25 protein-coding genes are annotated in these 22,244 nt (G+C 72.8%); 15 read left to right on the forward strand and 10 right to left on the reverse strand.

Translation table 11 applies throughout. From position 1 onward, the window contains the following. The first annotated feature begins 140 nt into the window (after window positions 1-140). Window positions 141-1,085, forward strand: coding sequence for an EamA family transporter (locus tag ACWDRR_RS11445; RefSeq protein ID WP_449771954.1), 945 nt, complete (start codon window positions 141-143; stop codon window positions 1,083-1,085). A gap of 79 nt (window positions 1,086-1,164) precedes the next feature. On the opposite strand, the gene ACWDRR_RS11450 is transcribed toward ACWDRR_RS11445, so the two are convergent. Beyond that, window positions 1,165-1,794: a hypothetical protein gene (locus tag ACWDRR_RS11450; protein WP_380383597.1), complete on the reverse strand. Its 630-nt coding sequence runs from the start codon at window positions 1,792-1,794 to the stop codon at window positions 1,165-1,167. 291 nt (window positions 1,795-2,085) lie between these two features. Between ACWDRR_RS11450 and hemL the strand changes: the two genes are divergently transcribed. From hemL to ACWDRR_RS11485, 7 genes are all read left to right on the forward strand, one after another. After that, window positions 2,086-3,417 (forward strand): glutamate-1-semialdehyde 2,1-aminomutase, encoded by a 1,332-nt coding sequence (hemL, locus tag ACWDRR_RS11455; protein WP_449771955.1) that lies wholly within the window; start codon window positions 2,086-2,088, stop codon window positions 3,415-3,417. A 62-nt stretch (window positions 3,418-3,479) separates the two neighbouring features. After that, entirely contained in the window at window positions 3,480-4,127 is a 648-nt protein-coding gene (locus ACWDRR_RS11460) for a histidine phosphatase family protein (protein ID WP_329492147.1), read from the forward strand. 110 nt (window positions 4,128-4,237) lie between these two features. Beyond that, window positions 4,238-4,846: a TlpA family protein disulfide reductase gene (locus ACWDRR_RS11465; RefSeq protein ID WP_449771956.1), complete on the forward strand. Its 609-nt coding sequence runs from the start codon at window positions 4,238-4,240 to the stop codon at window positions 4,844-4,846. Next, window positions 4,843-5,616 carry a cytochrome c biogenesis CcdA family protein gene (locus ACWDRR_RS11470; protein WP_449771957.1) on the forward strand — a complete coding sequence of 258 codons (774 nt, stop codon included), beginning with the start codon at window positions 4,843-4,845 and terminating at the stop codon, window positions 5,614-5,616. The genes ACWDRR_RS11465 and ACWDRR_RS11470 overlap by 4 nt, the downstream gene beginning before the upstream one ends. A 65-nt stretch (window positions 5,617-5,681) precedes the next feature. Continuing rightward, window positions 5,682-7,403: a cytochrome c biogenesis protein ResB gene (gene resB, locus ACWDRR_RS11475; RefSeq protein WP_449772056.1), complete on the forward strand. Its 1,722-nt coding sequence runs from the start codon at window positions 5,682-5,684 to the stop codon at window positions 7,401-7,403. Between the two features lie 3 nt (window positions 7,404-7,406). Next, window positions 7,407-8,537 carry a c-type cytochrome biogenesis protein CcsB gene (ccsB, locus tag ACWDRR_RS11480; protein ID WP_449771958.1) on the forward strand — a complete coding sequence of 377 codons (1,131 nt, stop codon included), beginning with the start codon at window positions 7,407-7,409 and terminating at the stop codon, window positions 8,535-8,537. 123 nt (window positions 8,538-8,660) lie between these two features. Then, window positions 8,661-9,065 (forward strand): hypothetical protein, encoded by a 405-nt coding sequence (locus ACWDRR_RS11485; RefSeq protein ID WP_449771959.1) that lies wholly within the window; start codon window positions 8,661-8,663, stop codon window positions 9,063-9,065. Window positions 9,066-9,122: 57 nt separating this feature from the next. On the opposite strand, the gene ACWDRR_RS11490 is transcribed toward ACWDRR_RS11485, so the two are convergent. After that, the gene (locus tag ACWDRR_RS11490) at window positions 9,123-10,175 is read right to left on the reverse strand and encodes a ScbA/BarX family gamma-butyrolactone biosynthesis protein (RefSeq protein WP_449771960.1); all 1,053 of its coding nucleotides are present in this window, start codon (window positions 10,173-10,175) and stop codon (window positions 9,123-9,125) included. Window positions 10,176-10,524: 349 nt separating this feature from the next. On the opposite strand from ACWDRR_RS11490, the gene ACWDRR_RS11495 reads away from it, so the two are divergent. Then, window positions 10,525-11,142 (forward strand): ScbR family autoregulator-binding transcription factor, encoded by a 618-nt coding sequence (locus tag ACWDRR_RS11495; RefSeq protein WP_449771961.1) that lies wholly within the window; start codon window positions 10,525-10,527, stop codon window positions 11,140-11,142. 79 nt (window positions 11,143-11,221) lie between these two features. On the opposite strand, the gene ACWDRR_RS11500 is transcribed toward ACWDRR_RS11495, so the two are convergent. From ACWDRR_RS11500 to ACWDRR_RS11515, 4 genes are all read right to left on the reverse strand, one after another. Beyond that, the gene (locus ACWDRR_RS11500) at window positions 11,222-11,845 is read right to left on the reverse strand and encodes a ScbR family autoregulator-binding transcription factor (protein ID WP_449771962.1); all 624 of its coding nucleotides are present in this window, start codon (window positions 11,843-11,845) and stop codon (window positions 11,222-11,224) included. 289 nt (window positions 11,846-12,134) lie between these two features. Next, window positions 12,135-12,347 carry an acyl-CoA carboxylase epsilon subunit gene (locus ACWDRR_RS11505; protein ID WP_360630498.1) on the reverse strand — a complete coding sequence of 71 codons (213 nt, stop codon included), beginning with the start codon at window positions 12,345-12,347 and terminating at the stop codon, window positions 12,135-12,137. A gap of 59 nt (window positions 12,348-12,406) precedes the next feature. Next, window positions 12,407-14,008: an acyl-CoA carboxylase subunit beta gene (locus ACWDRR_RS11510; RefSeq protein ID WP_449771963.1), complete on the reverse strand. Its 1,602-nt coding sequence runs from the start codon at window positions 14,006-14,008 to the stop codon at window positions 12,407-12,409. Window positions 14,009-14,450: 442 nt separating this feature from the next. Then, window positions 14,451-14,855, reverse strand: a complete 405-nt coding sequence (locus tag ACWDRR_RS11515; RefSeq protein WP_449771964.1) for a PLD nuclease N-terminal domain-containing protein — start codon at window positions 14,853-14,855, stop codon at window positions 14,451-14,453. A gap of 112 nt (window positions 14,856-14,967) precedes the next feature. Here ACWDRR_RS11515 and ACWDRR_RS11520 point away from each other — a divergent pair, with 112 nt between their 5' ends. After that, window positions 14,968-16,419, forward strand: coding sequence for a menaquinone biosynthesis decarboxylase (locus ACWDRR_RS11520; protein WP_449771965.1), 1,452 nt, complete (start codon window positions 14,968-14,970; stop codon window positions 16,417-16,419). Further along, entirely contained in the window at window positions 16,416-17,324 is a 909-nt protein-coding gene (gene mqnP / locus ACWDRR_RS11525) for a menaquinone biosynthesis prenyltransferase MqnP (protein WP_449772057.1), read from the forward strand. Before ACWDRR_RS11520 ends, mqnP begins: the two co-directional genes overlap by 4 nt. Window positions 17,325-17,352: 28 nt before the next feature. On the opposite strand, the gene ACWDRR_RS11530 is transcribed toward mqnP, so the two are convergent. Beyond that, window positions 17,353-17,568, reverse strand: a complete 216-nt coding sequence (locus ACWDRR_RS11530) for a DUF4287 domain-containing protein (protein ID WP_449771966.1) — start codon at window positions 17,566-17,568, stop codon at window positions 17,353-17,355. Window positions 17,569-17,801: 233 nt separating this feature from the next. Here ACWDRR_RS11530 and ACWDRR_RS11535 point away from each other — a divergent pair, with 233 nt between their 5' ends. Further along, complete coding sequence (locus ACWDRR_RS11535; RefSeq protein ID WP_449771967.1) at window positions 17,802-18,284, forward strand: HIT family protein; 483 nt, start codon at window positions 17,802-17,804, stop codon at window positions 18,282-18,284. Between the two features lie 89 nt (window positions 18,285-18,373). Further along, window positions 18,374-18,994, forward strand: a complete 621-nt coding sequence (locus tag ACWDRR_RS11540) for a DJ-1/PfpI family protein (RefSeq protein ID WP_449771968.1) — start codon at window positions 18,374-18,376, stop codon at window positions 18,992-18,994. A gap of 11 nt (window positions 18,995-19,005) precedes the next feature. On the opposite strand, the gene ACWDRR_RS11545 is transcribed toward ACWDRR_RS11540, so the two are convergent. Beyond that, the gene (locus ACWDRR_RS11545) at window positions 19,006-19,500 is read right to left on the reverse strand and encodes a GNAT family N-acetyltransferase (RefSeq protein ID WP_449771969.1); all 495 of its coding nucleotides are present in this window, start codon (window positions 19,498-19,500) and stop codon (window positions 19,006-19,008) included. Window positions 19,501-19,596: 96 nt separating this feature from the next. On the opposite strand from ACWDRR_RS11545, the gene ACWDRR_RS11550 reads away from it, so the two are divergent. Continuing rightward, window positions 19,597-20,484 (forward strand): ATP-grasp domain-containing protein, encoded by an 888-nt coding sequence (locus ACWDRR_RS11550; protein WP_449771970.1) that lies wholly within the window; start codon window positions 19,597-19,599, stop codon window positions 20,482-20,484. Window positions 20,485-20,511: 27 nt separating this feature from the next. Here the strand turns inward: ACWDRR_RS11550 and gcvH are convergent, their stop codons facing one another. Beyond that, window positions 20,512-20,898 (reverse strand): glycine cleavage system protein GcvH, encoded by a 387-nt coding sequence (gene gcvH, locus ACWDRR_RS11555; protein WP_449771971.1) that lies wholly within the window; start codon window positions 20,896-20,898, stop codon window positions 20,512-20,514. A gap of 213 nt (window positions 20,899-21,111) precedes the next feature. On the opposite strand from gcvH, the gene ACWDRR_RS11560 reads away from it, so the two are divergent. Next, a complete protein-coding gene (locus ACWDRR_RS11560) occupies window positions 21,112-21,495 on the forward strand; it encodes a VOC family protein (protein WP_449771972.1) in 384 nt (127 codons plus the stop codon). Between the two features lie 20 nt (window positions 21,496-21,515). On the opposite strand, the gene ACWDRR_RS11565 is transcribed toward ACWDRR_RS11560, so the two are convergent. After that, on the reverse strand, window positions 21,516-22,226 hold the full coding sequence (locus tag ACWDRR_RS11565; RefSeq protein WP_449771973.1) for an MOSC domain-containing protein: 711 nt from the start codon (window positions 22,224-22,226) through the stop codon (window positions 21,516-21,518). Between the last annotated feature and the right edge of the window lie 18 nt (window positions 22,227-22,244).

Consider the following 22,244-nt stretch of genomic DNA (forward strand, 5'->3'; position numbering starts at 1 on the left):
GCCCGCACGTGTCGAGACGGCCTGTCAGGAGGACCTCGACCTGCGTACCGTGACCGTGGCGGACGGCCGTGGGCCACCCCCCACGGCCGGATCCGAGACCCGAGACCCGTGCCCGAGTACCGCGGAAGGACCACCACCTCATGCCCCCAGCGACCACCACGACGGGCCGTGCTCGCAAGGCACTTCCGGGCACCTACGGCGCCGCCGCCCTCGCCGTCGGCGCGATGATCTGCGTCCAGTCCGGCGCCGCGGTGTCCACCTGGATGTTCCCGACGGCCGGGCCGCTCGGCACCGCCTCGCTGCGACTGGCCTTCGCGGCCGCGATCATGCTGGTCTGGGCCCGGCCGCGGCTGCGCGGGCGCAGCCGGCAGGACCTCCTGCTCGCCGCCGCGCTCGGCACGGTCAGCGCGGTGATGACGATCTGCTACTTCGAGGCCATCGACCGGATCCCGCTCGGGGTCTCCAGCGCGCTGGAGTTCCTCGGGCCGCTCGCCGTCGCCGTCGCCGGGCTGCGCCGCCGGATCGACGTGATCTGGCCGCTGCTCGCGGTCTGCGGGGTGCTCGCGCTCACCCAGCCGTGGAACGGCTCGGTCGACCTCGTCGGGCTGGCCTTCGGCGCCGCCTCCGGGGCGGCGCTGGGCGGCTACGTGGTCTTCACCCAGCGCGTCGGCGACCGGTTCTCCGGCGTCGACGGGGTGGCCATCTCGCTGTCCGTGGCGGCCCTGGTCGCCGCGCCGTTCGGGCTGGTGCACGCCGTGCCGGTGCTCACCCCGGGCATCGTGCTCGGCGCGGCCGGGGCGGCGGTGCTGCTGCCGGTCCTGCCGTACGTCCTGGAGATGCTCGCGCTGCGCAAGCTCACCACGGCCGCGTTCGGGACGCTGCTGAGCTTCGAGCCGGGCTTCGCCACGCTGATCGGCTTCGTCCTGCTGCACCAGACCATGACGGCGCTTCAGATCGTCGGCATCGTCTGCGTGGTCGCGGCCAGCCTCGGCGCCGTGCGCCGCGGCGAGCGCGTGCCGGAGCAGCCCGACGGCGCCGACTCCGCCGCGGCCGTCCCCGCGCCGGAGAAGGCCGCCACCGGCTGACCCGCCGCGAGCCCGCCGCGCCCGCCCCGGAGCGCCCGCCCCGGGGCGGACGCGCGCGGTCGGCGGGCGGACCCGCGGGTCAGGGCCAGACCAGGCAGTACAGCTGGTGCCCGGCGTCGTGCAGCCGGTTGGCGAAGTCCTGCCACTCGTGCAGCATGCTGTAGATCACGAAGGCGTCCCGGGGGCCGCGGCGGTCGGGCACGGTGGACCAGATGAACGCGGCGGCGCCGAGCTCGGTCTCGTCGGCCTTGCGCAGCGGTTCGACGACGTTCTGCGGAAGCTGCACCACGGCGTAGTCGGGGTGCAGCACGACCAGCTCCAGCGGCGGGACCTGGTGCAGCGGCACGCCCTGGATGCCGGTGAGGACCATGGCGCTCATGGTCTCCGGCTTGATCTTGGTGGAGAGGTGGCCGTTGGGCGAGCCGCTGGTCTCCATCAGGTCGCCGAGCCGCCCCAGCGAGCCGAGCTCGCCCGCGTCCAGACCGAGCCCTCCGGGACCGAGCGCGGTGGGGACTCTGGCGGCGGTGGCGCGGTCGGGTGCGCCGAAGTACTTGTACGTCACCCCCACGCGTCCCTCACCCCGCCTCTCGCCACCGCGACCGCCACGACCCGTACCCGCTCCCGTACCCCCGCGTGCGGCTTCGGCGGGCCGGCGGGGGCCACCCGCGGCCTCGTCGTAGCCGTCCTGCGCCTCGGACACTCGGACCATCCTCACCGGAATTCGCCGGAATCGACAGACCCCCGCACGTCCGGCGTCCCACCGGACGTGCTCCTTACCCGTCATGCGCCGCCGTACCCAGTCGCGGCACGCGGCAGTCCTCTTCACACCCCTGAAACACCCGGAGCTTCTGCACACCCGGAGTACACAGTCTGACTGGTCCGTGCAGCCGGAGTCGCCAGGGGCCCCGTTGTACGGATAACCGTACAGACTTCGTCGCCCGGATCATCGTTCCAGATGATGAGGTCCGACATGCAGAGGTGAAGGACACGATTTGAGACCATGTCTCCCGTGAGCTACCCCTACGAAGCCCCCCAGTCCCAGTCGCTCTTCGACCGCGCCTCGGTCGTCACGCCCGGCGGCGTGAACTCCCCGGTGCGCGCCTTCCGCGCGGTCGGCGGTACGCCGCGCTTCATGGTGTCCGGCACCGGGCCCTACCTCACCGACGCCGACGGCCGCGAGTACGTCGACCTGGTGTGCTCGTGGGGCCCGATGATCCTCGGCCACGCGCACCCCGCGGTGATCGACGCCGTGCAGCGGGCCGTCGCGCACGGCACCTCCTTCGGCACGCCCGGTCAGGGCGAGGTCGAGCTGGCGGAGGAGATCGTCGCCCGGGTCGCCCCGGTCGAGCAGGTCCGCCTGGTCTCCTCGGGCACCGAGGCGACCATGTCGGCGATCCGGCTGGCCCGCGGCTTCACCGGCCGGGCCAAGATCGTGAAGTTCGCCGGCTGCTACCACGGGCACGTGGACGCGCTGCTGGCCGCCGCCGGGTCCGGCGTCGCGACCTTCGGCCTGCCGGACACCCCGGGCGTCACCGGCGCCCAGGCCGGCGACACCATCGTGCTGCCGTACAACGACCTGGCCGCGGTCGAGCAGGCCTTCCGGGCGCACCCGGGCGAGATCGCCTGCGTGATCACCGAGGCCTCGCCCGGCAACATGGGCGTCGTCCCGCCGCTGCCCGGCTTCAACGGCGGCCTGGCCCGGCTCTGCCGGGAGAACGGCGCGCTGTTCATCTCGGACGAGGTGATGACCGGCTTCCGCGTCTCCAAGGCGGGCTGGTACGGCCTGGAGGCGGCGAACGAGGGCTGGGCGCCGGACCTGCTCACCTTCGGCAAGGTGATGGGCGGCGGCTTCCCGGCGGCGGCCTTCGGCGGGCGCGCCGACGTGATGGGCCACCTGGCCCCGGCCGGCCCGGTCTACCAGGCCGGCACCCTCTCCGGGAACCCGATCGCCACCGCGGCCGGCCTGGCCCAGCTGCGCGGCTGCACCGACGAGGTGTACGCGACGGTGGACCGGGTGGCCGCCGAGGTGTCGGCGATGGTCTCCGACGCCCTGGCCAAGGAGGGCGTGGCACACCGGCTGCAGACCGCCGGGAACATGTTCTCGGTGTTCTTCACCGAGGCCGCCGTGACCAACTACGACGAGGCGCGGACCCAGGAGGCGTTCCGCTTCAACGCCTTCTTCCACGCGATGCTCGCCGAGGGCGTCTACCTCCCGCCGTCCGCCTTCGAGTCCTGGTTCGTCTCGGCGTCCCACGACGAGCGGGCGATCGGGCGGATCGCCGCCGCACTGCCGGCCGCCGCCCGCGCGGCCGCCGAGGCCCAGCCCGCGTAGTCGCGGCCAACCCCCAGGAGTACTGAGAAGTGAGCGCCAACGAGACCACCGTCGTCCACCTGATGCGACACGGTGAGGTGCACAACCCGGAGGGCGTCCTGTACGGCCGCCTGCCCGGCTACCGGCTCTCCGAGCTGGGCCGGCAGATGGCCGACCGGGTGGCCGAGGACCTGGCCGGCCGGGACATCACCCACGTGGTGGCCTCCCCGCTGGAGCGGGCGCAGGAGACCGCCGAGCCGATCGCCAAGTCGCACGGCCTGGACCTCGCGGTGGACGAGCGGCTGATCGAGGCCGACAACATCTTCCAGGGCAAGACCTTCGGGGTCGGCGACGGTTCGCTGAAGAACCCGGGCTACTGGAAGTACCTGACCAACCCGTTCAAGCCGTCCTGGGGCGAGCCCTACCTGGAGCAGGCGGTGCGGATGATGGGCGCGCTGGCCGCCGCCCGGGACGCCGCCCGCGGCCACGAGGCGGTCTGCGTCAGCCACCAGCTGCCGATCTGGATCGTCCGCTCCTTCGTGGAGCGCCGCCGGCTCTGGCACGACCCGCGCAACCGGCAGTGCTCGCTGGCCTCGCTGACCAGCTTCACCTACGAGGGCGACCGGATCGTCTCGGTCGGCTACCGCGAGCCGGCCCGCGACCTGCTGCCCGCGCACCTGGTCGGCAAGGGCGGGAAGAGCAAGCCGGTGGGTAAGAGCTTCGGCGCCTGACCGCCTTCGAGTGGTCTGGTCCAACCGCAGGTCAGAGGGGGTTCGACACGGAATGTCGGACCCCCCCGAACCTGCCCGGAACTCCATGCGAAACTTTTCACATGTCTGGCATGACGCGCCCCCGTCCCCGTCTCGCCGCAGCGGCCGCCGCCACCGCCGCCGCTGCCGCGTTCGTCCTCACCGGTTGCTCCTCCTCCGGTTCGTCGGCCAGCGGTGACGGCCAGATCGGCTTCGTCTCGGCCAAGGGCAGCAACATCTCGAAGGCCGCCGTCGGCCACCGCCAGGACGCGCCGGACCTCTCCGGCAGCACCCTGGAGGGCGCCCCGGTCAAGCTCTCGGACTACCGGGGCAAGGTCGTCGTCCTCAACGTCTGGGGCTCCTGGTGCGGGCCCTGCCGGGCCGAGGCGGACGACCTCCAGCGGGTCTGGGACAAGTACAAGGACCAGGGCGTCCAGTTCCTCGGCATCAACACCCGGGACCCGGAGATCACCAACGCCGTCCGCTTCGAGCAGGAGCGCGGCGTCACCTACCCGAGCCTGTACGACCCGGCCGGCACCCAGCTGCTGAAGTTCCCCAAGGGCAGCCTCAACCCGCAGTCCGTGCCGACCACCATCGTGGTCGACCGGGACGGCAGGCTCGCCGCCCGGGCGATCGGCGGCCAGCTCGACGACGCCCTGGAGTCGATCATCCAGCCGGTGCTCGCGGAGCAGCAGCAGTGAGTGCCGCGGTCCAACTCGCCGACACGACCGGGACCATCCAGAGCGGGGCGCTGCTGGTGGCCGCGCCGATCGCGCTGGTGGCCGGCCTGGCCTCGTTCTTCTCGCCGTGCGTGCTGCCGCTGGTGCCCGGCTACCTCTCCTACGTCACCGGCTTCTCCGCCGCCGACCTCGCGGACGCCCGCGGGGCCAGGCGGGGCCGGATGCTGGCCGGCGTGCTGCTGTTCATCCTCGGCTTCACCGCCGTCTTCGTCTCCACCGGCGCGCTGTTCGGCTACTTCGGCTGGACGCTGCAGGAGCACAAGCGGGTCATCTCGATCGTGCTCGGCGCGCTGACCATCGTGATGGGCCTGGCCTTCATGGGGCTGGTGCCGGGGCTGAGCATGCGTGAGGTGCGCTCGCACCGCCGCCCGGCGGTCGGCCTGCTCGGTGCGCCGATGCTGGGCGTGGTCTTCGGCGTCGGCTGGACGCCCTGCCTCGGCCCGACCCTGTCCGCCGTCCAGAACCTGGCGCTCAACGAGGCCGACGCCGGCCGCGCCGCGCTGCTGATGACGGCCTACTGCCTGGGCCTGGGCGTACCGTTCGTCGTGGCCGCGGTGGCCTTCCGCCGGGCGCTGGGCGCCTTCGGCTGGGTCAAGCGGCACTACCCGCTCGTCATGCGGATCGGCGGCGGCATGCTCGTCGCGGTCGGTCTGCTGCTCGTCACCGGGGTCTGGGACTCGATGGTGAACGAACTGCAGTCCTGGACCGCCGACTTCCAGATCGGAATCTGACCGTGAGCAAGACCACGACCGATACCGAGCTGCCCCCGCAGGCGGTCGAGGACGCGGCCGAGCGGATGACCACCGCCCCGGTCGAGTCGGACGGCCCCACCGGCATAGGGGCGTTCGGCTGGCTGCGCTGGACGTGGCGCCAGCTGACCTCGATGCGGGTCGCGCTGATCCTGCTCTTCCTGCTCTCGCTGGCCGCCATCCCGGGCTCGCTGATCCCGCAGAACGGCCAGAACGAGTTCAAGGTCGAGACCTGGAAGACCCAGCACACCGCGGTCGCGCCGATCTACCAGAAGCTCCAGCTGTTCGACGTCTACAGCTCGGTCTGGTTCTCGGCGATCTACATCCTGCTCTTCGTCTCGCTGGCTGGCTGCATCGTCCCGCGCACCTGGCAGTTCGTCGGCGTGCTGCGCGCCCAGCCGCCGGCCGCGCCGCGCAACCTGACCCGGATGCCGGTCTACGCGGCCTGGCGCACCGAGGCGGACGCCGCGGCGGTGAACGCCGCCGCGCACCGGCTGCTGCGCCGGCGCCGGTTCCGGGCGGACCTGGCCGGCGGCGCGGTGGCCGCCGAGAAGGGCTACCTGCGCGAGGTCGGCAACCTGGTCTTCCACCTGTCGCTGTTCGCGCTGCTCGGCGGCTTCGCCTGGGCGAGCCTGGCCAGCGGCACCGGCGGCAAGCTGATGGTCGCCGGCGAGGGCTACTCCAACACGATCACCCAGCTCGACGACTTCACCGGCTCGCGGTTCTACGGCTCCCAGGACCTCGACCCGTTCTACCTGAAGCTGAACGACTTCACCTCGCGCTTCCAGACCAAGGGCGACCAGATCGGCGCCGCCCGGCAGTTCACCGCGAACGTCGAGTACTACGCGGGCAGCGACGCGTCGAAGCTGAAGCAGGGCTCGATCGAGGTCAACCACCCGCTGGAGATCGACGGCAGCAAGGTGTACCTGATCGGCCACGGCTACGCCCCGGTGGTCACCGTGCGCAACGCCAAGGGCGACGTCGTCTACACCGGTGCGACGCCGTTCCTGCCGCAGGACGGCAACCTGACCTCCACCGGCGTCATCAAGGTCTCCGACTACGGCGAGAAGGACGGCAAGAAGACCCAGATGGGCTTCTCCGGCTTCTTCCTGCCGACCGCCCCGGTGGCCTTCGACGCCAACACCGGCCCGCGCTCGCTCTTCCCCGGTGACGCGGACCCGGCGCTGGTGCTGAACGCCTTCGCGGGCGACCTCGGCACCGACTCCGGCCTGCCGCAGAACGTCTACCAGCTCAACACCAAGAACCTGACCCAGCTGCAGCAGGACGGCAAGATCGCCAAGGTCCGGCTGAAGCCGGGCCAGGCGTGGGAGCTGCCGGACGGCTACGGCAGTGTCACCTTCGAGGGCTACAAGCAGTGGGCCAGCTTCAACATCTCGCACCGCCCGGGCAACGCGATCGCCCTGGCCGGCGGGGTGCTGGCGATCCTCGGGCTGATCGGCTCGCTGTTCGTGCAGCGGCGCCGGATCTGGGTCCGCGCGGTGGCCCTGCCCGGCGGCGGCACCCTGGTCGAGCTGGCCGGGCTGGGCCGCAGCGAGTCGGCGAAGATCGCCGAGGAGCTGGCCGAGCTGGCGGTGGACCTCCAGGACGACGCCCCCGCGTCCGACGAGCCCGAGCCCGAGTCCGAGTCCGAGACCACCGGGCCCGACGCGGCCGACGAGGCCGGCGCGGCCTCGGCCCCCGAAGACCCCGAAGAGCCCGAAGAGCCCGAAGACCCCGCAGTCCCTGCCGACCAGAACTCCAAGGAGTAGACGGTGTATCTCGCCTCGGCGGTCGACCCCCAACTGGCCGACCTCTCCAACAAGCTGATCTATTCGGCGATGGCCGTCTATACGATCGCCATGCTCGCCCACATGTTCGAGTGGACCTTCGGCAGCAAGGGCGCCGTCGCCGTCCGCTCGTCCGCGCAGGCGGGCAGCCTGGCCGAGACGGTCGCCGCCGCCGGGGCCAAGGGCGGGAAGAAGGTCACCGTCACGGTCGCCTCGGCCGGCGGCGGGACCACCACGCTCACCCGCACCGCCCTGGCGGGCGAGGGCGCCACGGTGGTCACCAGCGGCCGCGGCCAGGACGAGGAGGACGGCCCCGGCGCCGCCGGCGGCAGCGAGAAGGCCGACCTGGCCGGCCGGATCGCGGTCTCGCTCACCGTCCTCGGCGCGCTGCTGCACGCGGCCGGGGTGGTCACCCGCGGCCTCTCGGTGTCCCGCTGGCCGTGGGGCAACATGTACGAGTTCTCCTGCGCCTTCGCGCTGGCCATGACGGTCGCCTACCTCGGCCTGCTGGCCGCCAGGAAGCCCGTCCGCTGGCTCGGCCTGCCGGTCACCCTGGCCGTCGTGCTCACCCTCGGCATCGCCACCCAGGTGTTGTACACCGAGTCCGAGCAGCTCGTCCCGGCGCTGCACTCGTACTGGCTGGCGATCCACGTCTCCACCGCGATCGTCTGCGGCGGCGCGTTCTACGCGGCCTTCATCGCGACCCTGCTGTACCTGGGCAAGGACTCCTTCGACAAGCGGGCGGCGGCCGGTCTGACCACCGGTCCGCTCGGCACCTCGGCGTCGATCTGGCAGCGGCTGCCCGCCGCGTCCACGCTCGACAAGCTGTCCTACCGGATCAACGCCCTGGTCTTCCCGCTCTGGACCTTCACCATCATCGCGGGCGCGATCTGGGCCGAGGCCGCCTGGGGCAAGTACTGGGAGTGGGACCCGAAGGAGACCTGGTCGTTCATCACCTGGGTCGCCTACGCCTGCTACCTGCACGCCCGCGCCACCGCCGGCTGGAAGGGCCGCAAGGCCGCCTACCTGGCGCTGGCGGCGTTCGCCTGCTGGTTGTTCAACTACTACGGCGTGAACATCTTCGTGACCGGAAAGCACTCCTACGCGGGGATCTGACCGGAGGAAGCCACCCACGGCCCGGCGCTCCGCACGAGGGGAAGCCGGGCCGAGGTGTGACAGGGGTAGTTCGTGCCGGCCGACCCGCGCCGGCACGGGGAGGAACGAGGAGGAAATCGCGCGATGGAGTGCGACGAGGTCATGCTGACCGTCCGAATCACCGCTGCGGAGCGCACCCTGCTCCGCAGACTCGCCCAGGGGCATCGCAGCGACGTGTCCGAGGTCGTGGCCGACGGCCTGCTGGACATCATCCCCACGCTCAGCTCGCCGGGGGACGCCTACCGGCTGCTGGGCGCCCTCACGGCCCCCGCGCCGTGCGCGCTGACCGTCTGGCTGCCGACGCCGCTGGCCGACCTGCTGGTGCCGGGCGCGGCCCGGATCGCGCAGGTGACCGAGGTGCGGATCGGCTCGGCCAGCGCCATGCTGGGCGCCGCGCTGCGGCTCTGGCTGGCGCAGGACCCGATCCGGCTGGCCGCCAACCTCAGCGTGATGCACGCCGGCCGGCCGGCCGCGCTGGTCGCGGCCTGACCGGGCGGACACGGGGCCTGCCGGCCGCCCGTCGGCCCCGGACCCAGCGGTCCGGGGTCAGCTGGCGAGCGGCAGGCCCCGCGTCCGCCCGGAGCCGGCGGGGCGGCCGTCGAGGGCCTCCTGCCGGGCCGGCTCGGTCAGCAGCCGGCACTCGGCCGCCGTGCGGCCGTCCTGGACCAGCTGGACCCTGACCGGCACCCGCCGGCCGTCCGAGCCGCTCTCGCGCACGGCCCGCACCAGGCAGGGCCGGTCCAGCTCGATGTAGCGGCCGAACGAGGACAGCAGCTCGACCGGCACCACCGGTTCGGGGTGCCGCAGCCGCTGGGCGGCCTGCCGGGCGGCCTCCAGCACCAGCATCCCGGGGACGTGGTCCGCCGCCGGGTCGAACAGCACCGGATGGCCGGGGTCGACCCGCAGCAGCCAGCTGTCCGGTGCCGGCGACGGGCCGAGCACCACATCGGCGGACCGCTCGCGGCCGACCAGCTCGGGCGCGGTGGGCGCGAGGAGCGCCGTGGCCATCACGGCGGGCGCGCCGGGCAGCCGGGGAGCCGCCGTCCGGGGGCCGGGCCCGCGCAGCCGGGTGTACGCGACGGGGGAGAGGACTCGTAGCTCTCCGGAGCCGTGGCCGACCGGACGTCCGTCCCGTTCGACCTCGACGTGGACCCGCAGCGAGGCCGGCCGGCCGTGCCGCATCCGGACGTCCTGGCAGCTGACCTTGAGCATCAGCGAGGCCGGCGCGGCGGTCACGGCGAGGCCCTCCAGGCCGGCCGGGCCGAGCGAGTAGCAGAGCTCGTCGAGCGCGAAGTGGTGGCCGCGCGGCACGCCGAAGCCGACGTGGCCGATCAGCAGACCGGCCTGGCGGACGGTCTCGGCCATCAGCAGCGGGTCGTGGTGCCGGTCGTCGGCCAGCCGGTAGAAACCGTGCGACCGGGGCCATTGGGCGCCGAGCAGGAAGTCGTACGGGCCGGTGGACTGCCAGCCGGTGATGAGGACGTCGGAGACGCAGGAGCGGTGGACCAGGTGCCGGGAGACGGTCCGTTCGTGGAAGTCGTAGCCGGGTCCGGGGTAGGGGTAGGGGCCGCCGGCATCCGGATCTACGATCAATGGCATGACTGGCCCCACTCCCGGGTCTCGGCCGACCGGCCGCGCAGACGGCCTCGGTAAAACATACAGACCACCCGGTTTGCGCTCCACTGGCGGGGTCGCCGCTGCCGAGCACTCCGCGTGATCACGGTACCCGCGCGTTGGGCTGCGGGAACGTCCCGAGGGGAGAAGGTCCGACGTCGGACGGGGGTCGATCCCCCCTGGACGGCGGGGACGAGCGAGGGGCTAGATTAGATACCAACCATGCGGTTTGGGATGGCCCGTCCGCATGCGAGGCGTCGCACCACCGACGACGGCGCCCTGAGAGCAGCCGGGCGAGCCGCGATCTCGCCGAGGCCGAGGCCGGAGGGGCCGAGTGGTCAAGCAGGAACGCGCGGGTCGGACCAGGCAGGCCGTCCTGCTCGCCGCGGCGGACACCTTCGCGGACGCGGGGTTCGAGTCCGCGAGCCTGATCGACATCAGCCGCCGGGCGGGCGTCAGCAAGGGCGCGCTCTACTTCCACTTCGTCTCCAAGCAGGCCCTCGCCGACGGCGTCCGCGCCGCGGCCGGGCGCGAGATCGGCTCGGCCGCGCTCCGCGCCCTGCGCGGCGGCGGACCGGCCATCCAGGGCCTGATCGACTTCTCGCACGAACTGGCCCGGCTGCTCCGCGAGGACGTCGTGGTCCGGGCCGGCGTCCAGCTCGGCCAGGGCGCCCGGGGCGGCGCGGACGCCTGGCACAGCCTGACCGCCGTGGTCCGCCGGCTGCTGGAACGCGCCGCCGCCGCCGGCGAGCTGCGCCCGGGGCTGGACCTGCGGCCGGCCGCCGAACTGCTCACCACCCTGGCGGCCGGGCTGGTGCTGCTCGCCCCCGAGGACGCCGGCCGGCTCCGCCCGGAGGCGGTGCGGGGCCTGTGGGCGGCCGCGCTGCCCGCGCTGGTCCCGGGGGACCGCTGCACCGCCTACCGCACCTGCGCGCCCTGGTACCGCGGGTAGCACCGCGCGCCGTCCGTCCTGCCCGCCCTGCTCGGGCCGCCTGCGCCGTCCGCCCTGCCCGTACCGCCCGGGCCGTCGCTCAGGCGCCGCCGGGGGCGCGCTCGGCCACGTCGAGCCGGGCGAGCGCGTGCGGCTGGACCAGGCCCGGCAGCAGCAGTGTCCAGAGGTCGGTCATCCGCCGCAGCAGGTCCTGGCGGCCGGCCAGCACCTGCGAGCTCAGCTGGATCCCGGTCACCGCCCCGGTGATCACCCCGGCCGCAGCCGCGACGTCCAGCCCCGGGTGGAGCTCGCCCGCCTCCCGGGCCCGCTCCAGCAGCCCGCGCGCCGCGTCCGACCAGCCCTGGTAGGCCTCGATCTGCGGTTGGGTGAAGCTGCCGTGCTCGATGGTCAGCCGGATGCTGCCGCGGACCAGCGGATCGTCCAGCAGGGCGTGGGCGAAGGCGTAGCCCAGGTCGATCAGGGTCTGCACCGGGCTGTCGGAGGTCGGCTGCCAGGTGGCGAGCCAGGCGGCCTGGCCCCCGATCACGGCCAGCGCCAGCTCCTCCTTGGAGTGGAAGTGGAAGTACAGCGCCCCCTTGGTGACGCCGGCCCGCTCCAGGATCTCCGCCATGGTGGCCGCGGCGTAACCGCGCTCGTCGAAGACTTCGGCCGCGGCGAGGAGTACCGCCTGGCGGGTCGCCAGTGCCCGGGCCTGCCTGGCCATCGCAGCCTCCCTGGATTGTTCTCGTGCTCGGCAGCGGCTGATCCTAGGGCGCCGACGGCGCGGAGAGCACATACCGTCCAGTAGGTATTCTACCGAGCCGCCCCGGGCCGGACCGGGCCCGCAGCGCCGCCGATCGGGGCCGGCCGGGCCGACGCGCAGGCCGGAACGCAGGCCGACGCGCCGGCCGGAACGCGGCCCCGAACGCCGGCCGGCCGACGGCACGGGCGAACGCCGACGGCCGGCCACCCGGGGAGGGTGACCGGCCGTCGGGCGGGGCGCGGTGGGGCCGTCAGGCGGCCTGCTGCCAGCTGACCGGCGAGTAGTAGGCCGGGCGGCGCTCCAGGCGCTGCCAGTTGGCGATCGGCTCGATCGGCGCGGCGGCGGCCGCGGCCTGCTGGGCGGCCGCGGCGCGGGCCAGCAGGACGGCGGTCAGGGCGGCGAGTTCCTCGTCGTCCAGCGAGCCGCGGACGATGCGGACGAGAGGTTCGGCGGAAGCAGTCATGATTCGGTTTCTCCCCCGGCGAAAGTGTGGTGTGAGGTCGGTGGCGCGGTACCGCGGTGCTACATGGGCGGGTTGCCGTGCTTGCGGCTCGGCAGGTCCGCGTGCTTGGTGCGCAGCATGGCCAGCGAGGAGGCCAGGACCTGACGGGTCTCGGCCGGGTCGATGACGTCGTCCACGAGGCCGCGCTCGGCCGCGTAGTACGGGTGCATCAGTTCGTTCTTGTATTCCTTGATCTTCTGCGCCCGCATCGCCTCGGGGTCCTCGGCGCCGTTGATGTCCCGGCGGAAGATCACGTTGGCGGCGCCCTCGGCGCCCATGACGGCGATCTCGTTGGTCGGCCAGGCGAACGACAGGTCCGCACCGATCGAGCGGGAGTCCATCACGATGTACGCGCCGCCGTAGGCCTTGCGCAGGATCAGCTGGATGCGCGGCACGGTGGCGTTGCAGTAGGCGTAGAGCAGCTTGGCGCCGTGCCGGATGATGCCGTCGTGCTCCTGGTCGACGCCGGGCAGGAAGCCGGGGACGTCGAGCATGGTGACCAGCGGGATGTTGAAGGCGTCGCACATCTGGACGAAGCGCGCGGCCTTCTCACTCGCGTTGATGTCGAGCACGCCGGCCAGCGACTGGGGCTGGTTGGCGATGATGCCGGTGACGTGGCCGTCGATCCGGGCCAGCACGCAGAGCACGTTGGTGGCCCAGCGCTCGTGGACCTCCAGGTACTCGCCGTGGTCGACGATCTCCTCGATCACCTTGCGCATGTCGTACGGGCGGTTGCCGTCGGCCGGCACCAGGTCGAGCAGCACGTCGTTGCGGCGGTCCACCGGGTCGTCGTTGACGACCGGCGGCGGCATCTCGCGGTTGTTCTGCGGCAGCAGCGAGAGGAGGTAGCGGACCTCCTCGATGCAGGACTGCTCGTCGTCGTACGCGAAGTGCGAGACGCCGGACACCCCGGAGTGGACGTCGGCGCCGCCGAGCCCGTTCTGGCTGATCTTCTCGCCGGTGACGGCCTGGACCACGTCCGGGCCGGTGATGAACATCTGCGAGGTCTCGCGGACCATGAAGATGAAGTCGGTCAGGGCCGGGGAGTACGCGGCGCCACCGGCGCACGGGCCGAGCATCACCGAGATCTGCGGGATGACGCCGGAGGCCCGGGTGTTGCGCTGGAAGATGCCGCCGTAGCCGGCCAGGGCGGTGACGCCCTCCTGGATGCGGGCGCCGGCGCCGTCGTTCAGCGAGACCAGCGGGGCACCGGCCGCGATGGCCATGTCCATGATCTTGTGGATCTTCTGCGCGTGGGCCTCGCCCAGGGCGCCGCCGAAGATCCGGAAGTCGTGGGCGTAGGTGAAGACCGTCCGGCCGTGCACGGTGCCCCAGCCGACGATCACGCCGTCGGTGTGCGGCTTCTTGGCCTCCAGGCCGAAGCCGGTGGCCCGGTGCCGGCGCAGCTGCTCCACCTCGTGGAACGAGCCCTCGTCGAGCAGCAGCTCGATGCGCTCGCGGGCGGTCAGCTTGCCCTTGGCGTGCTGGGCCTCGGTGGCCTTCTCGCTCGGGCCGCGGCGGACCTGGTCGCGCAGTTCGTGCAGCTCGGCGACCCGCCCGTGGGCGTCGGCCGGGATCTCGGGGACCTCGTCGCCGACCGGCGCCTCATGCACAACCGTCATCTCGAACCACTCCAAGGGTGAGGGAACTGTCCGACAGCCAACGTCTGCGTGTGCCCCCGGCTGCGAATCACTTTCTTCACTTATGACTGTACGAGGGGCCGCACGCTGGTTTCGGCGTCGATTCCGTACAAGGTCGCGTCCGTTTAGATGTCAGGGCTGCACAGAAACCGGCCGGTGGGGCTACGCACGGTAGGTGTCCGTTCGATTACCCGAAGCTGTCGCGACGGCTGCGGGCAGATGATCTGAACATGAGGGAACGTGCAGGTCAGCGACGTCTGCGACGGCGTGCTGCGGGGTGTCGCGAGGCCTGCGGCCGAACGGCGCCGGTCGGCCGTGACCCGGTCGGCGCAGCGCGTCCCGCGGTCCGCCACTCGTAGGGATGCACCAAAAACGCCGCGGCCCACCCGGAAGCTCGCCGGGTGGGCCGTCCGGGTGGGCCGGCTCAGCTCTTACGGCCGTCCTCCGGCTCGTCCTTGCCGCGCAACTCCTCCTCGCGGCGGCGCAGATCCGCCTCCCACTGCTTGAGCATGTCCTCGTGCTGCTTGTTGTCCTTCTTCAACGAGGCCAGGAATTCGGGGTCGTCGTCCGGCGCGAGCGGCCGGCCGCCGCGCGGGCGCTCGTACTCCGGGTGGCCGCCGGGGCCGCCGGCCGGGCGGGTCTGCGGGGCGCCGCGCCGCTTGCCGGCCACCAGCCAGGCGATCGAGCCGACCAGCGGGAAGAGCAGCACGATGATCACCCAGACCACCTTCGGCAGGTGCTTCACCTCGTCCTCGGGCGTGGTCAGGCAGTCAATGAAGGCCCACACCCAGAGGGCGAGCGGGAGCACGAAGGTCAGAATCCTCAGCACGGCGGCGATCTCCCCCGGCGACGGCGGTTGCGGCGGGCGGCCTCGAAGCGGCGGGCGGCTTCACAGGGACCCTTGACCGAGCCAGGCTATCGGGTGGCGGATACTGACTGGCATGGCATACGACGATCTCCGCTCGTTTCTGCGGGCCCTCGACCGCGAGGGCGATCTCAAGCGCATCAAGGCCGAGGTGGACCCCCATCTGGAGATCGGCGAGATCGTCGACCGGGTCCAGAAGGCCAAGGGCCCGGCCCTGCTGTTCGAGAACGTCAAGGGCTCGTCGATGCCGCTGGCGATGAACGTCTTCGGCACCGAGCGCCGGCTCGCCAAGTCGCTCGGCCTCAAGGGCCCGGAGGACATCGCCGAGAAGATCGCCGGGCTGCTCAAGCCGGAGCTGCCGCAGGGCTTCACCGGCTTCCGGGACGCCTTCGGCAAGCTCGCCTCGATGGCCCACGTGCCCCCGCGCAACGTCAAGGACGCCCCGGTCCAGGAGGTCGTGCTCACCGGCGACGACGTCAACCTGGACGAGCTGCCCGCCCTCTTCACCTGGCCGCTGGACGGCGGCTCCTTCTTCAACCTGGGCCTGACCCACACCAAGGACCCGGACAGCGGCGTCCGCAACCTCGGCCTCTACCGCCTCCAGCGGCACGACCGGCGGACCATCGGCATGCACTGGCAGATCCACAAGGACAGCCGCAACCACTACGCGGTGGCCGCGAAGCGCGGCGAGCGGCTGCCGGTCGCGATCGCCTTCGGCTGCCCGCCGGCCGTCACCTACGCCGCCACCGCGCCGCTGCCCGGTGACATCGACGAGTACCTGTTCGCCGGCTTCGTGGCCGGGGAGCGGGTGCGGATGGTCGACTGCAAGACCGTCCCGCTGCAGGTCCCGGCCGACGCCGAGGTGGTCCTGGAGGGCTGGCTGGAGCCCGGCGAGATGCTGCCCGAGGGCCCGTTCGGCGACCACACCGGCTTCTACACGCCGCAGGAGCCGTTCCCGGCGCTGACGATCGACTGCGTGACGATGCGCCGCCGGCCGATCCTGCAGTCCATCGTGGTCGGCCGCCCGCCGACCGAGGACGGCCCGCTGGGCAAGTTCACCGAGCGGTTCTTCCTGCCGCTGCTGAAGATCATCATCCCGGACATCGTCGACTACGACCTGCCCGAGGCCGGCGGCTTCCACAACTGCGTGATCGTCTCGATCGACAAGAAGTACCCCAAGCACGCCCAGAAGACGATGCACGCCATCTGGGGCGCCCACATGATGTCGCTGACCAAGCTGATCATCGTGGTGGACTCCGACTGCGACGTGCACGACTACCAGGAAGTCGCCTGGCGGGCCTTCGGCAACGTCGACTACAGCCGGGACCTCACCGTCGTCGAGGGCCCGGTCGACCACCTCGACCACGCCTCCTACCAGCAGTTCTGGGGCGGCAAGGCCGGTATCGACGCGACCCGCAAGCTGCCCGAGGAGGGCTACACCCGGGACGGCGGCTGGCCGGAGATGGTCTCGTCGGACCCGGCCGTCGCCGCCCTGGTGGACCGGCGCTGGAAGGAGTACGGGCTCTGATGAGTACGGCTGCCGCACTCCCCGAGGTCCCGCCCGGCAAGGTCAAGGCCTTCCTGCGGCTGGTGATGATCGAGCACTCGGTCTTCGCCCTGCCCTTCGCCTACATCGCCGCGCTGACGGCCATGTTCCTCGCCGACGAGCGGGTGCACTGGGGCGAGCTGTTCATCGTCACGGTCTGCATGGTCGGCCTGCGGACCTTCGCGATGGCCGCCAACCGGATCATCGACCGCGAGATCGACGCCCGGAACCCGCGCACCGCCGGGCGCGAACTGGTCACCGGCGCGGTGTCGGTGAAGACGGCGTACATCGGCTCGGCGGTCGCGCTGGTGGTCTTCCTCGGTGCCGCCGCGCTGCTGAACCCGCTCTGCCTGGCGCTGGCGCCGGTCGCCGTCGTGCCGATGGTGGTCTACCCGTACGGCAAGCGGTTCACCGACTTCCCGCAGGCGATCCTCGGCCTGGCCCAGGCGATGGGCCCGATCGGCGCCTGGCTCGCCGTCACCGGCTCGTGGTCCTGGGACGCGGTCGTGCTGGGTGCGGCGGTGGGCATCTGGATCGGCGGCTTCGACCTGATCTACGCCTGCCAGGACGTCGCCTCCGACCGGGCGGGCGGCGTCCGTTCGGTGCCGGCGCGCTTCGGCGTCCCGGCGGCGATCCGGGGCGCCCGCGCCTGCCACGTGCTGACCACGCTGCTGCTCGGCTGGTACGCCGTGCTGACCGACGCCGGTCCGGCGTTCTGGGTCGGACTGCTGGTGGTGGCGGGGGCGTTCGGCTACGAGCACAGCATCGTGAAGCCCCACGACCTGTCGAAGCTGAACCGGGCGTTCTTCCAGACCAACGGCTTCGTCGGCATCTCGCTGTTCTTCTTCGCCCTGGTGGACCTGGTGGTGCGCGGCCTGGGGATCTGACCTCCCCGGCCGCGCCCGGGCGCCGGCCCTACCGGCCGGCGTCCTCGTCGAGGGTGTGCTTCACCAGGGCGTTGGCGTGGCCGTGGCCCAGTCCGTGCTCGGACTTGAGCCAGGCGACCAGCTCGGAGTGCCTGGTCAGCGGGGAGGAGCGGATCAGCTCCTTCCAGTGCGCGACCGGCAGGCCGTACTTCTCCTCGATCGAGGGGAAGTAGCTGGCGGGACCCTTCACGGGTTCGGCTGTCACGGGAGTCTCCTGTCGGGCGTCGTTCGCGGTGAGTCGATCATGCCGGGCCGGCCGGGACCCCGGTGTCGAAGGGTGGACCGGGCGCGGCCGCGGAACTCATCGGTGCGGCGGGAGTGACCCGCGTCACAGGGGGTGCCCGTCCCGCCGGTCTACGATCCCGGTCGGGGCCGGGGCGTCGTCGCCGGGCCACCGCACCGGCGGCGCAGGGCCGCCCCCGACGTCCGGAGCGCCCGATGACCGCCGACTTCCGCGCCGACTTCCGCACCGACCGGGTCGGCAGCGCGCTGCGGGGCGAGAACCCCACCGTGGTGCGCCGCCTCGATGCCGGGTTCGCCGTGATGGGCGACGTCCAGTTCCTGCCCGGCTACGCGATCCTGCTCACCGACGTACCCGGCGTCGAGCGCCTCTCCGACCTGCCGCGCCCGCGCCGGCTCGCCTACCTCGCCGACCTCGACCGCCTCGGCGAGGCCGTCGAACGGGCCTGCCGCGCCGTCGACCCCGCCTTCCGCCGGGTCAACCTGGAGATCCTCGGCAACAAGGACCCGTTCCTGCACGCCCATGTCTGGCCCCGCTTCGACTGGGAGCCGGAGCACCTGGTGCGGATGCCGGTCTGGCTCTACCCCCAGGACCACTGGCGCGACGCCCGGTACGCCCTCGGCCCGGAGCAGGACGCCGTCCGCGCCGCCATCGGCGCCGAGCTCGACGCGTTGCGCTGATATTCCCGCGGGCGGCCGCGATCACTCCATCCCGTGAACCTGGCCGTTCGCCCAACGGGCCCGGACCGGGCGGCGGTTACGCTGCGCCCATGGACATCGTGATCCCGCTCTTCGACCGTTTCGAGCCGCTCGACGCGATCGGGCCGTACGAGATCCTCGGGCACGTCCCGGGCGCCGAGGTGCGCTTCGTCGCCCCCGAGCCGGGGCGGGTCACCGACGCGCTGGGCGCCCTGACGGTCGAAGTCCCCACCCGGTACTCGGAGATCGACTCCTGCGACGTGCTGCTCGTGCCGGGCGGCGCGGGCACGCGCCCGCTGCTCGACGATCCGGACTTCCTGGACTGGGTCCGCGAGGTGCACGGGGCGACCAGGTTCACCACCTCGGTGTGCAGCGGCGCGCTGGTGCTCGGCGCGGCCGGGCTGCTCAAGGGCCTCACCGCCACCACCCACTGGGCGGCGGTCGCCGAACTGGAGGCCCACGGCGCGACCTACACCGCCGAGCGGGTCGTCCGCCACGACCGGATCATCACCTCGGCCGGCGTCTCCTCCGGCATCGACATGGCCCTGCGCCTCGCCGCCCTGCTCACCGACGACCTCACCGCCCAGGCCATCCAGCTCCACACCGAGTACGACCCCCAGCCCCCGTTCGACACCGGCTCGGTGGCCAAGGCGCCGGCCGCCGTCCGGGAGCGCATCCGCACGCTCGGCTGAGCGGGCCGCGGCTACCGCGCGGCGTCGAGCTCGCGCCGGTACCGCAGGCCCGGCCGGCCGTCGAGGTCGAGCTCGCCGACCGCGGCGAACCCGGTGCGCCGCAGGACGGCCCGGGACGCCGCGTTGTCGAGCGTGGTGACGGCAGTGAGCGCGGCGAGGCCGTACTCCGCCGCGGCCAGCCGGCACACCTCGTGGACGGCCGCCGTCGCCGCGCCCCGGCCGGCGGCCCGCTCACCGATCCGGTAGCCGAGCTCGGCGGCCCCGGCCGCGACGTCCACCAGGTTGACCCGGCCGAGCAGTCCGCCCCGCTCGTCCACGAGGAGGTGGAAGTGGCAGGCCCCGGTGGCCTGTTCGGCGAGCAGGGCGCGGTGCCGGTCGGCGAACGCCGCGAAGTAGTCGTCCCCGCGGTCGGGGACGGACCGGGCGAAGTACTCCCGGTTCTCCCGCTCGAAGGCCAGCAGGGCGGTCGCGTGGTCGGCCCGGAGCCGCTCCAGTCTCGTCGTCATTGCGCGAGCGTAGTCCGGCCGGCGCCCCGCCCGGAGCGCGTCGTACCCGCTCCCTAGACTGGGGGATCATCAGCCGGTCGGGACGGGAGAGTTCGCGTGGGTACTGCCAGGATCGCCGTCGTCACCGCCACCGCCGCCGCGGAGTACGACGCCGACCTCCCGTTGATCGTGGACGCGCTGCGGGCCGGCGGTCTGGCGGCCGAGGCGGTGGTCTGGGACGCGGACGCCCCGGGGTGGGAGGGGTTCGACCTGGCGGTCATCCGGTCGACCTGGGACTACTCGGAGCGCCTCGGCGAGTTCCTGGCCTGGGCCGACACCACGGCCCGCGCCACCCGGCTGTGGAATCCGGCGCCGGTGGTGCGCTGGAACAGCGACAAGCGCTATCTGTCGGTGCTCGCCGAGCGCGGCGTCCCGGCCGTTCCGACGCGCTTCCTGGCCCCCGGTGAGCGCTGCCACGAGGCGGACTTCGACCTGCCCCGGGGCGTGGTGGTCAAGCCCGCCGTCTCCGCGGGCGCGCGCGACACCGCCCGCTACGAGCCCGGCCGGGCCGCGGACGCCGTGCGGCACGCCCGGATGCTGCTGGACCGGGGGCGCACCGTGATGGTCCAGCCGTACCTGCCGCTGGTGGTGGAGGGGGAGCGCGCGCTGGTCTTCGTCGCCGGTGCCTTCAGCCACGCGATCCGCAAGGGGCCCGTGCTGACCGAGCCCGGAGTGATCGACAACGACCGGGTGGCGCACCCCGGCGTCACCCCGTACGAACCGACCGAGGAGGAGCTGCGCACCGCCCGCGCGGCGCTGGCGGCCGTCCCGTCGCCGGACCCCCTGCTGTTCGCGCGGGTGGACCTCGCGCTGGGCGAGGACCGGCGGCCGGTGGTCATGGAGCTGGAGCTGATCGAGCCGAACCTGTTCCTGCGCTTCGCTCCGCAGGGGCTGCAGCGCCTCGTCGAGGCCGTGGCGGCCGAGAGCCGGCGGTCGGCGGGGTAGTGCCCGCCGCCGGCCCCGGCACCGCCGCTACTCGGCCCTGGTGTAGTCCTCGTACTCGGCGGCCGTGAGCAGGCCCTCCGGGCCGCCGTCCGCCGGCGTGATCTCGATCATCCAGCCGTCGCCGTACGGGTCTTCGTTGACCTGCTCGGGTGCGTCGTTCAGGCTCTCGTTCACGGCGCTGACCGAGCCGCCCAGCGGCATGTAGATCTCGCTCACCGACTTCACGGACTCCACGCTGCCGAACGGCTCGCCGTGCTCGAACCGGTCCCCCTGCTTGGGCAGTTCGACGTAGACGATGTCGCCGAGCTGCTTCTGGGCGTGGTCGGTGATGCCGACCCGCAGCCGGCCGTCGGGCAGGGTCCGCACCCACTCGTGGTCCTTGGAGTACGTGAGGTCGCTCGGGGTGTTCGCCATGAGGGTCTCCGTGGTTTCGTCGCCGCGCGACTGACGACTCGTCGGTCGCGAGGGAGAGCCTGCTACAGATCCCGCCGCGAATCCCGGGGCCCGGCCGGGGCGTTCACCCGGGGGAGTGAGTCCCCCGGCGTCCCGGCTCCGGCCGGAAGGCCCCCCGGCGGAGGAGAATGGCGGCGGACCGCCCACCCGTCCACCCGTCCACCGAGGAGAACCGTGATCGGCACCCTGCAGTGCATCGTGCTCGACTGTCCGGAGCCGGCCGTGCTCGCGCGCTTCTACGCGGCCCTGCTGGGCGGGGAGGTGGACCGGCCGGACCCCCGGTGGTCGCTGGGCGACGGCTGGTCGACCCTGCACAGCGAGAGCGCCCCGGTGCTCTGCTTCCAGGGCGTCGCCGACCACCGGCCGCCGCGGTGGCCCGACCCCGCGCACCCGCAGCAGGTGCACCTGGACATCGACGTGGCGGACCTCGACGCCGCCGAGCGCGAGGTCCTCGCACTCGGCGCCACCCGGCTGGGTGACGGCGGCGGCTGGCGCGTCTTCGCCGACCCGGCCGGCCACCCGTTCTGCCTGCTCCCGGCCCGCTCGGGGGCGCGGTGAGGATCCGGGGCCGGCCGGCCTCAGCCCAGTGACAGTTCGTCACCCACCCTGAGGCGTCCCGGAGTCACCACCTCGGCCAGGGCGTCCAGCCGGCCGTCGTGGGCCTGGGTGATGGCCTTGAGGATCTCCGGGGCGTGCGGCAGGCCGGGCTGGGCGGCGGTGGTCATGACGCAGCGCTCGCTGGCCCGGACGAAGGCGAGCCGGGCGCCGGTGCCGCCGCCGCCCTCGTGGCCGAACCAGCCGTCCTCGACGAACGGCGGGGTGCCGGGCGGGGTCCGCAGCAGGATGTTGGGGCGGAACCGGCGCACGTCCACGACGGTGCAGGGCGCGGCCTCGCGCACCCAGTCCAGGGTCGCGGTGGTGAGCACGCTGACCGGCAGCTGGTCGAAGTGCGAGACGGCGTCCTCGCGGGCGAGCGCGACGTCCGGGCGCTGGAGGTAGGCGCGCAGGAACGCGGTGGGATCGGCCACCGGCCGGCCCAGCGGGTCGAACAGCTCGGGGCCGTCGAGCCGGTGGCCGAGCCGGGAGGAGAGGCGGAGCAGGCCGTCCATCCGGCGGAAGCGCCGGGTGTTCTTTCCGGAGCCCAGCTTCCCGGCGCCGTCGCGCACCGCGTAGAGGCGGTCGCCGGCCAGGCCGCGCTCGTCCACCTCGACGGAGTCGAGCCGCTCGCCGCCGGTGGACTTCACGGGGTAGCGCCAGAGCTGCTCGATCACTCCGATGATCTCTGCCATGGCGCGAAAGCGTAGCGG

The sequence above is a fragment of the Kitasatospora sp. NPDC003701 genome (assembly GCF_053587085.1).

Bases quoted from the DNA above. Each gene is read 5' to 3' on its own strand.
- ACWDRR_RS11445 (WP_449771954.1), top strand. From the start codon at position 141: ATGCCCCCAGCGACCACCACGACGGGCCGTGCTCGCAAGGCACTTCCG.
- ACWDRR_RS11450 (WP_380383597.1), bottom strand. From the start codon at position 1,794: ATGGTCCGAGTGTCCGAGGCGCAGGACGGCTACGACGAGGCCGCGGGT.
- hemL (WP_449771955.1), top strand. From the start codon at position 2,086: ATGTCTCCCGTGAGCTACCCCTACGAAGCCCCCCAGTCCCAGTCGCTC.
- ACWDRR_RS11460 (WP_329492147.1), top strand. From the start codon at position 3,480: ATGCGACACGGTGAGGTGCACAACCCGGAGGGCGTCCTGTACGGCCGC.
- ACWDRR_RS11465 (WP_449771956.1), top strand. From the start codon at position 4,238: ATGACGCGCCCCCGTCCCCGTCTCGCCGCAGCGGCCGCCGCCACCGCC.
- resB (WP_449772056.1), top strand. From the start codon at position 5,682: ATGACCACCGCCCCGGTCGAGTCGGACGGCCCCACCGGCATAGGGGCG.
- ACWDRR_RS11485 (WP_449771959.1), top strand. From the start codon at position 8,661: ATGGAGTGCGACGAGGTCATGCTGACCGTCCGAATCACCGCTGCGGAG.
- ACWDRR_RS11490 (WP_449771960.1), bottom strand. From the start codon at position 10,175: ATGCCATTGATCGTAGATCCGGATGCCGGCGGCCCCTACCCCTACCCC.
- ACWDRR_RS11500 (WP_449771962.1), bottom strand. From the start codon at position 11,845: ATGGCCAGGCAGGCCCGGGCACTGGCGACCCGCCAGGCGGTACTCCTC.
- ACWDRR_RS11505 (WP_360630498.1), bottom strand. From the start codon at position 12,347: ATGACTGCTTCCGCCGAACCTCTCGTCCGCATCGTCCGCGGCTCGCTG.
- ACWDRR_RS11510 (WP_449771963.1), bottom strand. From the start codon at position 14,008: ATGACGGTTGTGCATGAGGCGCCGGTCGGCGACGAGGTCCCCGAGATC.
- ACWDRR_RS11520 (WP_449771965.1), top strand. From the start codon at position 14,968: ATGGCATACGACGATCTCCGCTCGTTTCTGCGGGCCCTCGACCGCGAG.
- ACWDRR_RS11535 (WP_449771967.1), top strand. From the start codon at position 17,802: ATGACCGCCGACTTCCGCGCCGACTTCCGCACCGACCGGGTCGGCAGC.
- ACWDRR_RS11540 (WP_449771968.1), top strand. From the start codon at position 18,374: ATGGACATCGTGATCCCGCTCTTCGACCGTTTCGAGCCGCTCGACGCG.
- ACWDRR_RS11545 (WP_449771969.1), bottom strand. From the start codon at position 19,500: ATGACGACGAGACTGGAGCGGCTCCGGGCCGACCACGCGACCGCCCTG.
- gcvH (WP_449771971.1), bottom strand. From the start codon at position 20,898: ATGGCGAACACCCCGAGCGACCTCACGTACTCCAAGGACCACGAGTGG.
- ACWDRR_RS11565 (WP_449771973.1), bottom strand. From the start codon at position 22,226: ATGGCAGAGATCATCGGAGTGATCGAGCAGCTCTGGCGCTACCCCGTG.